This is a genomic window from Nocardiopsis alkaliphila YIM 80379 (assembly GCF_000341005.1).
Taxonomy (GTDB): Bacteria; Actinomycetota; Actinomycetes; order Streptosporangiales; family Streptosporangiaceae; genus Nocardiopsis; species Nocardiopsis alkaliphila.
In genome coordinates this window covers 1-11,270 of the sequence record NZ_ANBD01000097.1, presented here as the reverse complement: position 1 = coordinate 11,270, position 11,270 = coordinate 1, and the positions used below count along the sequence as shown (strand labels likewise).

General features: G+C 68.7%; 9 protein-coding genes. 7 read left to right on the top strand and 2 right to left on the bottom strand.

What is annotated here, in order from left to right:
- The first annotated feature begins 283 nt into the window (after window positions 1-283).
- On the top strand, window positions 284-1,399 hold the full coding sequence (locus tag D472_RS0114480) for a COX15/CtaA family protein (protein ID WP_026117696.1): 1,116 nt from the start codon (window positions 284-286) through the stop codon (window positions 1,397-1,399).
- Here the strand turns inward: D472_RS0114480 and D472_RS0114475 are convergent.
- Window positions 1,341-2,621: a PrsW family intramembrane metalloprotease gene (locus D472_RS0114475; RefSeq protein WP_026117695.1), complete on the bottom strand. Its 1,281-nt coding sequence runs from the start codon at window positions 2,619-2,621 to the stop codon at window positions 1,341-1,343. The two genes, D472_RS0114480 and D472_RS0114475, sit on opposite strands and share 59 nt — an antisense overlap.
- A 128-nt stretch (window positions 2,622-2,749) precedes the next feature.
- On the opposite strand from D472_RS0114475, the gene D472_RS0114470 reads away from it, so the two are divergent.
- Window positions 2,750-3,154 carry a hypothetical protein gene (locus tag D472_RS0114470; RefSeq protein ID WP_017605203.1) on the top strand — a complete coding sequence of 135 codons (405 nt, stop codon included), beginning with the start codon at window positions 2,750-2,752 and terminating at the stop codon, window positions 3,152-3,154.
- A 61-nt stretch (window positions 3,155-3,215) separates the two neighbouring features.
- Here D472_RS0114470 and D472_RS0114465 read toward each other — a convergent pair whose 3' ends face one another.
- Entirely contained in the window at window positions 3,216-4,175 is a 960-nt protein-coding gene (locus D472_RS0114465) for a heme o synthase (protein WP_017605202.1), read from the bottom strand.
- Between the two features lie 651 nt (window positions 4,176-4,826).
- Between D472_RS0114465 and tkt the strand changes: the two genes are divergently transcribed.
- From tkt to pgl, 5 genes are all read left to right on the top strand, one after another.
- The gene (gene tkt, locus D472_RS0114460; RefSeq protein WP_017605201.1) at window positions 4,827-7,145 is read left to right on the top strand and encodes a transketolase; all 2,319 of its coding nucleotides are present in this window, start codon (window positions 4,827-4,829) and stop codon (window positions 7,143-7,145) included.
- Window positions 7,033-8,082, top strand: coding sequence for a transaldolase (gene tal / locus D472_RS29095; RefSeq protein ID WP_239642978.1), 1,050 nt, complete (start codon window positions 7,033-7,035; stop codon window positions 8,080-8,082). The genes tkt and tal overlap by 113 nt, the downstream gene beginning before the upstream one ends.
- A gap of 136 nt (window positions 8,083-8,218) precedes the next feature.
- Window positions 8,219-9,769, top strand: coding sequence for a glucose-6-phosphate dehydrogenase (gene zwf, locus D472_RS0114450; RefSeq protein WP_017605199.1), 1,551 nt, complete (start codon window positions 8,219-8,221; stop codon window positions 9,767-9,769).
- Between the two features lie 16 nt (window positions 9,770-9,785).
- Complete coding sequence (locus D472_RS0114445) at window positions 9,786-10,706, top strand: glucose-6-phosphate dehydrogenase assembly protein OpcA (protein ID WP_017605198.1); 921 nt, start codon at window positions 9,786-9,788, stop codon at window positions 10,704-10,706.
- Between the two features lies 1 nt (window position 10,707).
- A partial coding sequence (pgl, locus tag D472_RS0114440) for a 6-phosphogluconolactonase (RefSeq protein ID WP_017605197.1) occupies window positions 10,708-11,270 on the top strand: 563 nt, incomplete at its 3' end.

The following is an 11,270-nucleotide window of genomic DNA, read 5'->3' as shown; positions in this document are numbered from 1 at the left end:
TCGCGGCCGCCGGCGGCCACGGCCACAGCACCCACATCGACAAGACGGAGACCTACCAGGCGTGCATCGACGAGCAGAACGCCCTGGGCCTGCTCAACCTGGACCTCAACCTGCTGAGCCAGTGCATCGCCAACTACAACCGCTGATGAGCGTCGCGTGAACCAGGGCCCCGGACTTTCGTTCCGGGGCCCTGGTACGTCTTCTACCGCCCTCATCGACGCAGGTGGAACCCTGTGGGGAGGTCGTGTCGGCGAAGCCGGAGCGATGTACTACAGTCTGTCGTATGTTTGCTTCCTCGGTCGCCGCGACGACGGCCGCACACACCATGACCTCGCTCGCGGCGAACGAGTCCGAGGACATCGTTCTCCTCGGCGCCTCCCTGTGGGTATGGCAGATCGTTCTGGCCGCCGTAGGCGTTCTGACGCTGATCGTCCTGGCCCGCACCATCTGGACCCCGACCCCGAGGTCACTGCGGGCCTGGGCTTTGGGCAACATCATCGTCAACTCCGGGATCGCGGTCACCGGCGCCACGGTCCGCGTCACTTCCTCCGGTTTGGGGTGCTCGGAGTGGCCCAAGTGCACCCCCGAGAGCTTCGTTCCCATCGACACCGGACACGCCGCCTTCAACGCGGCGGTGGAGTTCGGCAACCGCACGCTGACCTTCCTGGTCTTGGCCGTCGGCGTCATCACCCTGATCGCCGTGTTGCGCATGACCCCGCGCCGCCGTGACCTGACCCTGATGGCCGCGATCATCCCCGTCGGTGTCCTGGGCCAAGGCGTGGTCGGCGGCATCACCGTCTGGACCGATCTGCACCCGGCCTCGGTCGCCGCGCACTTCCTGCTGTCGATGGTGATGGTGTTCATCACCGTCGCGTTGTACGTGCGCCTTCGCGAACCCGAGGGCACCCCACGCATCGTCGTGGTCCCGATGCTGCACACCGTGAGCATCGCCCTGGTCGTGGTCGGCTTCCTGCTGCTGATCGCCGGAACCGTGACCACCGGTACCGGTCCGCACGGTGGTGACGCGGCCGCTCCCCGCTGGGACATGGACCTGCCCGCGGTCACTCGGGTCCACTCGGCCCTGGCCTGGCTCACCCTGCTGGGCGCCGCGGCCGCGGTGCTGCTGGCCTACCGTGGCGGGGCGGGTCGGCCCGCCCGTCTGAGCAGCGTGGCCTTGTTGATGGTCGTCCTGCTCCAAGGCGTCCTGGGTTACGTCCAGTACGCCCTGGAACTGCCCGAGACGCTCGTAGTGCTGCACGTCCTGGGCTCGGCGCTCACCTGGGTGGCGATCTCCCGCCTGTACTTCGCCACCACGCGGCTGGCTCCCAGGAGCCAGGAGGTCAGCGGGTCCGACCGTGACGGGGAACGTGGTGTTGCTGAGCCTGCGCCTGGGCGATGACGTGCGCGAAGTCCGCGCGGCGCATGAACCCCGAGTCCGTGGGACTCTCCGCCCAGCCAGGGGTCACCGGCCCAGGTAGGCGTCCCAGGAAGGTGTCCCTGGCCACGTGCATCAGGGCCAGGAACGAGTCCCTGTTCACCTTCCAGTCTCGCCGGGCGACCCCCGCGTCCATCTTCCGGTGCAACAGCGCCAGTTCGGTGGCGGCCGACTGGTAGTCCTTCATCGCGGCGCGCCCACGCGGCCCCGCGTTGCGCGCGGCCCACTCACGCGCCCGACGGCGACCGGTCATGGAACTGAGCATCGTGATGTCGGTCTGGGAGAGCAGGCCGGTGGAGATGTAGGGCGGCAGGTAGCGGGCGATCGCGGCGACCTGGCCGTGGCGATCACGACGTGCGATCATCAGTAGGAACATGAGCACCACGAACAGCAGCAGGTAGGCCACGCCCAGGCCGGTCCAGCCCAAGAGCGCGGCGCCGTTCCACAGGCCGTGCAGCAGTACGGCCAAGACCCAGCCACCGATGGGTGCGAGGAAGCGGGCGCCGCCGGTGCGCATCGCCGCGTAGGCGACCCCCAAGCCGATCATCGCGGTGTAGATCGGGTGGCCGAAGGGCGCGATGAGGCCGCGAATGGCGAAGGTCGCCACCAGGGTGCCCTCGAAGAAGGCACCCAGGAAGTACAGAACGTTCTCGGTGAAGGCGAAGCCGGTGGCCACCATTCCCGCGTAGATCACCCCGTCGGTGAAGGTGTCGATCTCCTGGCGACGTCGCCACAGCAGGATGAGCAGGACCATGCCCTTGGCGCTCTCCTCCACCACCGGGGCGACCAGCGCGGTACCGAGGAAGTCGCCCGCTTCCCGACCGAACAGCGGCACCGTGAGGTAGGCGATGCCCCAGGTGTTGAGGATCAGTGAGGCCAGCACCGCCACCCCCGCGCCCCAGACGAAGGCGAAGAACAGCACCCAACCGGGTTCGGGTTCGAGCCGATCCAGCATGAGGATGAGCGGAACGAGGATGGTGACCGGGACGATCGCGGCGACCAGGCTGACCACGAAGCCGGTGGCCCCGTCGATCCCCGCGGCCGCACCCCCCTCCATGGCCAGCAGCCACAGGTACCCGAGCATGCCGACCGTGCACACCACGCTGATGGTGGTGCCCAGGACGAGGGTCATCGAGTACCGGGATCTACGGCCCTGGAGAATGGCCTTGCTATCGAGTCGGGGCATGAGGCCAGATCGTAGCGTTCACCGGCACGAACCCCACGTCCGGGTGCTCGCGCAGGGATCTGCCCGCGAGCACCCGGCCGGGTTCCAACGGTAGGGTCGCGCGATCGGCCCGTGGAGAAAGGCCTCCGATGAACAATGAGGACACCACCCTGAAAGCTCCCGTCTCGGGGTGGGAATGGGTACTGCGTGTGGCGGTCGTGGGCAGTGTGGCCGCGCTCCTGTGGGAGTTCGTCACGGCCGGTCAACTGATCACCTACAACCTGAACGCCCTGCCACTGCACTACGGCGGGGCCTTCGCCGTGCACGTGGCCACCGGTGTCCAGACGCTCGCCGCGGCCATGGTGTGGTTCGCGGGCGGTCGCGGGCGGGGCACCGACCGCACGATCGTCCTGGTCAGCCTGGCCGCCTTCGTGCTGGGCTTTCCCCAGGCCGCCCTGGGCACCTACGGCCCCCTACAGGCACACGTCCCCCTGTCCCTGTTGCTGGTGGCCCTGGTCGTGTGGTCGGTGGTGCTCGTCTTCCGTCGTCGCTGAGTCCCTACGCGAAGACGCCCCTTCCGGTGTGGGAAGGGGCGTCTTGAGGTGCGGGACTCGGTCAGCCGAGCACGCCGGCGAGGAGGGGGTCGATGGTGACCGCCGCGAACAGCAGCGCCAGGTAGGCGTTGGACAGGTGGAAGAAGCCCATCGTCTTGAGCTTGGCCCCGCTCACCCCCGCCATGGACCGGCTGAGCAGGCGGTGCGCCTGGAACACCAGGAGCCCGCCCAGGATGAGCGCGACCGCACCGTAGAACCAGGTGGTACCGGCCACCGGCCAAAAGATCAGCGACACGAGGACGGTCGCCCAACTGTAGAGCACCGACTCCAACAGCACCCGGCGGTCACTGGCCACCACGGGCAACATCGGCACCTTGGCGGCGGCGTAGTCCTCCCTGTACCGCATGGCCAGGGTCCAGGTGTGCGGAGGCGTCCAGAAGAACACGACCAGGAACAGCACGAACGGTGCCCAGTCGAGGCTGTTGGTGACCGCGGCCCAACCGATGAGGACCGGCATGCAACCGGCGATACCGCCCCACACCACGTTCTGCGCGGTGCGTCGCTTGAGCAGCATCGAGTAGACGAAGATGTAGAAACCGATCGCGAAGAGCGACAACGCCGCGGAAAGCAGGTTGACGAACGCGAGGAAGCCCACGGTGGAGCCCACGGCCAGGACCAGCCCGTAGACGAGGGCGCCCTTGGGCGTCACCAGGTCCATCGCGGCCGGCCGTTGCCGGGTGCGGCGCATCTCGCGGTCGATGTCGCGGTCGATGTAGCAGTTCATCGCGTTGGCGCTGGCCGCCGACATGGTGCCGAACAGCAGGGTCGCGACCGCGGTCCACAGTGGCGGCACACCCCCGGCGGCGACGAACATCACCGGGATGGTGGTGATGAGCAACAACTCGATGACTCGGGGCTTGGAGAGGGCGACGTAGGCGCGGACGTACTCGCCCAAGGACGCCTCGTGGGGGGCCTGGGGTTCGGACGATCCGACCTGCGGGGAGCGGTTGGTGAGTGCCATCAGAACCGCATCCCCACGGCCGGAAGCACTCGTTTCCCCTGGGGGGCCGGCTCGGTTTCAGACACGCGGATACCTCGACAACTCTTAGGGAATTCCGATACTGCTCGCCACGCGGGGTCGAACGGACCGACAAACCGTCAGGATCAGCGAAAACCCCGTCAACGACATACTGTAGTACTTCCTTCGAGGGGTCGGTGACCTGCCCCCTGGGTACTCGGTCCCGCGGCCGGTGACCTTCGTCCCTTCGTCCGCCGTCCTCCCGGGTGTACAGAAGGTTCGCACACGCCTCAGCGCGCTTCCAACGTGCCACGCGCCCATCACGAGCGGGCAAAGCCCCACACCAGGCCTATTACCTGCCGGTAAGGGGAGGTGTCGGGCAACGACAGCCCACCCCACCAACGATAGGCTCGCAGACGGCGCCGTCTCTCCGTGCTCCACCGACCCGGAACGGGCACGGATCGGACGCCGTGGTCCAGGGTGGCGCCAGGTCCATAGCCCGACGCCGAGCGACCCCGCATCTCCAGCATCCCCCAAGAGCCCGCCCACCGGTGGGCGACCGGCGGGGTGTCCGGCGACCAACAAGCACACACGACGCAACACCCACCCCGAACGCCGGGTACTCAAGGGTGCCGAGAAGGAGAACGTAAGTTCGTGAACGCCCACACCCCGCAAAACCTGGAGTGGTCGGACCTCGACCGCCGCGCCGTCGACACGGTTCGGGCGCTGGCGATGGACGCGGTAGAGAAGTCGGGTAACGGTCACCCCGGCACCGCCATGAGTCTGGCGCCCGCCGCCTACCTGCTGTTCCAGAAGGTCATGCGCCACGACCCCTCGGATCCCGAGTGGGCCGGCCGGGACCGCTTCGTATTGTCGATCGGCCACTCCAGCCTCACCCTGTACATCCAGCTCTACCTGGCCGGGTACGGCCTGGAGTTGGAGGACCTCAAGTCCCTGCGACAGTGGGACAGCCGCACTCCCGGCCACCCCGAGTTCAGCCACACCCCCGGTGTGGAGACCACCACCGGTCCGCTCGGCCAGGGCGTGGGCAACGCCGTGGGCATGGCCATGGCCGCCCGCCGCGAGCGTGGCCTGTTCAACCCCGAGGCCGGCCCCGGCGCCAGCCCCTTCGACCACCACATCTTCGCGTTCTGCTCCGACGGTGACGTCCAGGAGGGCGTGAGCCACGAGGCCAGCGCCCTGGCCGGAACCCAGCAGCTGGGCAACCTCATCATGATCTGGGACGACAACAAGATCTCGATCGAGGACGACACCCGCATCGCGCACAGCGAGGACGTCACGGCGCGCTACGCCGCCTACGGCTGGCACGTCGAGGAGGTCGACTGGACCGCCACCGGCGAGTACGTCGAGGACGTCGAGGCCCTCCACCAGGCCATCCTGCGCGGCAAGGCCGAGACCCAGCGACCCACCTTCATCCGCCTGCGCACCATCATCGGCTGGCCGGCCCCCAACAAGCAGAACACCGGCGCCATCCACGGCGCGGCGATCGGCGCCGACGAGATCTCGGCCACCAAGCAGATCCTGGGCCTGCCGGATGAGCCGTTCGGCGTCGAGGACGCCGTCATCGAGCACACCCGCAAGGCCGTGGAGCGCGGACGGAAGGCACACGAGGCCTGGAAGGTCGAGTTCGACGCCTGGCACAAGAGCGCCGGTGAACACGCCGAACTGTTCGACCGCCTGGTCTCACAGCGCCTGCCCGAGGGCTGGGAGAAGTCCGTTCCCACCTTCGAGGCGAGCGAGAAGGGCATGGCCACCCGCAAGGCCAGCGGTGAGGTCCTCTCCGCCCTGGCCCCGGTGCTCCCCGAGCTGTGGGGCGGCTCCGCCGACCTGGCCGGCTCTAACAACACCACGCCCAAGGGCGAGCCGTCCTTCCTGCCCTTCGACCGCGCCAGCGAGATGTTCCCCGGAAACCCGTACGGGCGCGTCATGCACTTCGGTGTGCGCGAGCACGGCATGGGTTCGATCCTCAACGGCATCGCCCTGCACGGCCCCACCCGCCCCTACGGCGGCACGTTCCTGGTGTTCAGCGACTACATGCGTCCGGCCGTTCGACTGGCCGCGCTGATGAAGCTGGGCGTCACCTACGTGTGGACGCACGACTCCATCGGTCTGGGTGAGGACGGCCCCACCCACCAGCCGGTCGAGCACCTGTGGTCGCTGCGCGCCATCCCGGGCCTGGACGTCATTCGTCCGGGCGACGCCAACGAGACGGCCGTGGTGTGGCGTTCGATCATGGAGAACGCCGACCGCCCCTCCGCGCTGGCGCTGACCCGGCAGAACCTGCCCGTGCTGGACCGGAGCGAGTACGCGCCGGCCGAGGGCGCGGTCAAGGGCGGTTACGTGCTGGCCGAGGCCGAGGGTGACGACCCCGAGGTGATCCTCATCGCCACCGGCAGTGAGGTTCAGATCGCCCTGGAGGCCCGCAAGATCCTCCAGGAAGCGGGTACGCCCACCCGGGTGGTCTCGATGCCGTGCGTGGAGTGGTTCGACCGTCAAGACGAGGAGTACCGCGAGCGGGTGCTGCCCTCCTCGGTCCGCGCCCGTGTGTCGGTCGAGGCCGGTATCGCCCTGGGCTGGCGCTCCTACGTCGGTGACACCGGTGAGTCGGTGAGCCTGGAGCACTACGGTGCCTCCGCTCCCTATGAAGTGCTGTTCGAGAAGTTCGGCTTCACGAGCGAGGTCGTCGTCGAAGCCGCTCGCAAGAGCCTGGCCAAGTCCGNCAGGGGCCCCGCCGTGGATGAGCCCCACGGCGGGCCTCGTTCCCGCCAAGGAAGGAACACGCATGAGCAACGCACTCCGGGACCTGTCCGAGGAGGGCGTTTCGGTCTGGCTGGACGACATCAGCCGCGAACGTCTCCGGACCGGCAACCTGACCGAGTTGATGTCGACCCACCACGTGGTCGGCGTCACCTCCAACCCGACCATCTTCGACAAGGCGCTCGCCGAGGGTGACGCCTACGACGAGCAGGTCCGCGAACTGGCCGCGCGGGGCGTGTCGGTGGAGGAGGCGGTGCGTTCCATCACCGCCTACGACATCCGGTGGGCCGCCGACGTGCTGCGTCCGGTCCACGACTCCACCAACGGTGTGGACGGTCGTGTCTCCCTCGAGGTGGACCCGCGGCTGGCCGATGACACCGAGCGCACCGTGGCCGAGGCCAAGGCGCTGTGGTGGCTGGTGGACCGGCCCAACCTGATGGTCAAGATCCCGGCCACGGTCGCGGGTCTGCCCGCCATCACGCAGACCCTGGCTCAGGGCATCAGCGTCAACGTCACGCTGATCTTCTCCCTGGAGCGCTACCGCCAGGTGATGGACGCGTTCTTGAAGGGCATGGAGTTGGCCCGCGCCAACGGCCACGACCTGTCCAAGATCCACTCGGTGGCCTCCTTCTTCGTCAGCCGTGTGGACACCGAGGTGGACAAGCGGCTGAGGCAGATCGGCACCCAAGAGGCACTCGCGCTGGTGGGCAAGGCCGCCCTGGCCAACGCACGGCTGGCCTACGAAGCCCACACCGAGGTGTTCTCCTCCCCCGAGTGGCTGGCCTTGGCCGAACAGGGCGCCAGGCCACAGCGTCCGCTGTGGGCGTCCACCGGCGTCAAGGACCCCGCCTTCGAGGACACCCTCTACGTCACCGGGCTGGTGGCCCGCGACACGGTCAACACCATGCCCCAGGCCACCCTTGAGGCCACCGCCGACCACGGTCGGATCACCGGTAACACCGTTCTGGGCACCTACGAGCAGTCCCGGGACGACTTCGCCGCGCTCGCCGGCGTCGGTGTGGAGCTGACCGACGTGTTCGCCGTCCTGGAACGCGAAGGCGTGGACAAGTTCGTCGACTCCTGGAAGAGCCTGCTGGAGGCTCTCACGGCCAAGCTCGACGAGCTCGGCTGAGCCGGGGCAGTCGCCGGACCCGGGTCCGGCGACTGCCCACCCACCTCGGCTCCCGTTCGCGGGAGCCGAGGAGGCCACCACCCAGACACCGGCCACTCTCCATCGGAAAAGAGAAGAGACCGTGAAAGAACCGGTGATGCCGGGAGCGGTGCCCAACCCGCTCCGCAACGCCCTGGATCGAAGGCTTCCCCGGATCGCCGGGCCCAGCGTCCTGGTGTTGTTCGGGGTCACGGGCGACCTGGCCCAAAAGAAGCTGCTACCGGCCATCTACGACCTGGCCAACCGGGGCATGCTGCCCCCGGGCTTCGGTCTGGTGGGGTTCGCCCGCCGCGACTGGGAGCACCAGGACTTCGCCATCGAGGCCCAGGAGGCGGTGCGCAAGTACGCGCGCACCCCGTTCCGGGAGGACGTGTGGCGCCAACTCAGCGAAGGTGTGCGGTTCGTGCAGGGGAACCTGGACGACGACGCGGCCTTCGACGAGCTGGCCCGAACCGTGAACGAGTTGGACGCCGAGCGCGGCACCGGCGGCAACTACGCGTTCTACCTGTCGTTGCCGCCCAAGCTGTTCCCCACCGTGGTCACCCAGCTCAAGCGGTGCGGCCTGGCCCGGGCCGAGGAGGGTTCAGGGCCCGGTGGGACCACCCCGTGGCGTCGGGTGGTCATCGAGAAACCCTTCGGTCACGACCTGACCAGCGCACAGGAACTCAACGCGGTGGTGGACGAGGTCTTCCCGCCCTCGTCGGTGTTCCGCATCGATCACTACCTGGGCAAGGAGACGGTCCAGAACATTTTGGCGCTGCGCTTCGCCAACACCCTGTTCGAGCCGTTGTGGAACCGCAGCTACGTCGACCACGTACAGATCACCATGGCCGAGGACATCGGTGTGGGCGGTCGGGCCGGCTACTACGACGGCATCGGCGCGGCCCGCGACGTCATGCAGAACCACCTGCTGCAGCTCCTGGCGTTGGTGGCCATGGAGGAACCGGTCTCCTACAACGCCGACGCCATTCGCGCGGAGAAGGAGAAGGTGCTCTCCGCCGTCTCGCTGCCCGAGGACCTGGCCACCGGCACCGCCCGAGGCCAGTACGCCGCGGGCTGGCAGGGCGGCGCGGCCGTGCGCGGCTACCTGGAGGAGGAGGGCATCCCCTCCGACTCGGTGACCGAGACCTACGCGGCGATGAAGTTGAACGTGGGGACCCGTCGCTGGGCGGGCGTGCCGTTCTACCTGCGTACCGGCAAACGCCTGGGCCGCCGCGTCACCGAGGTGGCGTTGGTGTTCCAAAGCGCACCACAGCAATTGTTCGCCCGCACCGATGTCAGCGAGCTGGGGCAGAACGCCCTGGTGTTGCGCATCCAGCCGGACGAGGGCGTGACCCTGCGGTTCGGTTCCAAGGTTCCGGGCACCTCCATGGAGGTGCGCGACGTGAGCATGGACTTCACCTACGGACAGTCCTTCACCGAGGCCAGCCCCGAGGCCTACGAGCGGCTCATCCTGGACGTGCTCATCGGCGACCCTCCGCTCTTCCCTCGCCAGGAGGAGGTGGAGTTGTCGTGGCGGATCCTGGACCCGGTCGAGGAGTACTGGGCCACCAACGGCAAACCCGAACAGTACGGTTCGGGAACCTGGGGCCCGGACTCCGCCCACGAACTGCTCGCCAGGGACGGCCGCCAATGGCGGCGTCCGTGACCGCCGGGAGGACCCGATGACGCTCTACCTGCCGCGTACCACCACCGCGGAGATCACCGAGGCGCTCATGGCCGAACGGCTCAGTGTCGGTGGTGGTGCGATGAACATGGTGCTCACCCTGGTCATCGTCACCGACGAGGCCGACCACTACGACGCCGTGCGGGCCGCCACCGAGGCGGGGCGCGAACACCCTTCCCGGGTGGTGGCGCTGATCCGGCGTGACCCCGAGGCCGAACCCGCGATCGACGCCGAGATCCGCCGTCCGGGCACCTCGGGTCCGGGTGAGGCGGTGCTGTTGCGCCTGTACGGGCCCCTGGGGGAACACCCGGGTTCGGTGCTCACTCCCCTGCTGGTCCCGGACGCGCCCGTGGTGGTGTGGTGGCCCGGCCAGGGGCCGCTCGACCCCGCCTCGGACCCGGTGGGTCGGCTCGCCCAGCGCAGGATCACCGACGCCCTGCGCGCCCCGGACCCGTTGCACGACCTGATGGAGCGGGTAGCCCACTATCGTCCAGGCGATACCGATCTGACCTGGACACGGCTGACGCCGTGGCGTTCGTTGCTGGCCAGCGCCATGGACCAGCCGAGCGGGTGGGTGACCTCGGCCAGGGTGACGGCCGAATCCCACTATCCGAGCGCCGAGTTGTTGGCGGCGTGGTTGTCCGAACGTCTGGGGGTACCGGTGGAGCGCGAGACATCGGACGGCCCCGGCCTGACCGAGGTGCGCCTGAGCACCGACCAGGGGGACATCGTGGTCTCCCGGCGCGATGGGCGGGTGGCCACCCTGTCCAGGTTCTCGCAGCCGGATCAGAGGGTGGCCTTGGCCCGGCGCGGTGCGTCCTCGGCCCTGTCCGAGGAGTTGCGCCGTCTGGACGCCGATGAAACGTACGCGAGCGCGGCCCGCCACCTGGGGCCGATGCTCGCTGGAAGCGGGAGATGAGATGAGCGAACCGGAGATCGTCCGCACCAACGACGCCGCCCAGCTGGCGCAGAGCGCGGCCTCGCGGTTGGCGAAGCTGATCGTGAGCGCCGAGACGGAGGGACGCGATTTCCACCTGGTGTTGACCGGCGGTGGGATCGGGATCCAGACGCTGGCGGCACTACGCGACGAGGCCAAGGCCAGCGCGATGTCGTGGTCGCACGTGCACCTGTGGTGGGGGGACGAACGTTTCCTGCCCGAGGGGCACGCCGACCGCAACGAGACCCAGGCTCGCGAGGCGCTGATCGACGACATCGACATCCCGGCCGACAACGTGCATCCGATGCCGGCCTCGGACGGGACCGACCACGCCGAGGCCGAGCGGGCCGCCACCAACTACTCGCAGGCACTGACCGTGGCCGCACGAGGTCAGGGGCCGGTGCCCGCCTTCGACGTGTGCCTGTTGGGACTCGGGCCGGACGCGCACGTGGCCTCGCTGTTCCCCGGGTTGCCGGGGGTGCACGAGAACGAGGCCGCCGTGGTGGCGGTACACGACTCCCCCAAGCCGCCGCCGACCCGGGTGAG

What these genes read in the sequence shown, in the direction of transcription:
- D472_RS0114445 (WP_017605198.1), top strand. Translation starts at nt 9,786, where the DNA reads ATGACGCTCTACCTGCCGCGTACCACCACCGCGGAGATCACCGAGGCG.
- D472_RS0114465 (WP_017605202.1), bottom strand. Translation starts at nt 4,175, where the DNA reads ATGGCACTCACCAACCGCTCCCCGCAGGTCGGATCGTCCGAACCCCAG.
- zwf (WP_017605199.1), top strand. Translation starts at nt 8,219, where the DNA reads ATGCCGGGAGCGGTGCCCAACCCGCTCCGCAACGCCCTGGATCGAAGG.
- D472_RS0114475 (WP_026117695.1), bottom strand. Translation starts at nt 2,621, where the DNA reads ATGCCCCGACTCGATAGCAAGGCCATTCTCCAGGGCCGTAGATCCCGG.
- D472_RS0114470 (WP_017605203.1), top strand. Translation starts at nt 2,750, where the DNA reads ATGAACAATGAGGACACCACCCTGAAAGCTCCCGTCTCGGGGTGGGAA.
- D472_RS0114480 (WP_026117696.1), top strand. Translation starts at nt 284, where the DNA reads ATGTTTGCTTCCTCGGTCGCCGCGACGACGGCCGCACACACCATGACC.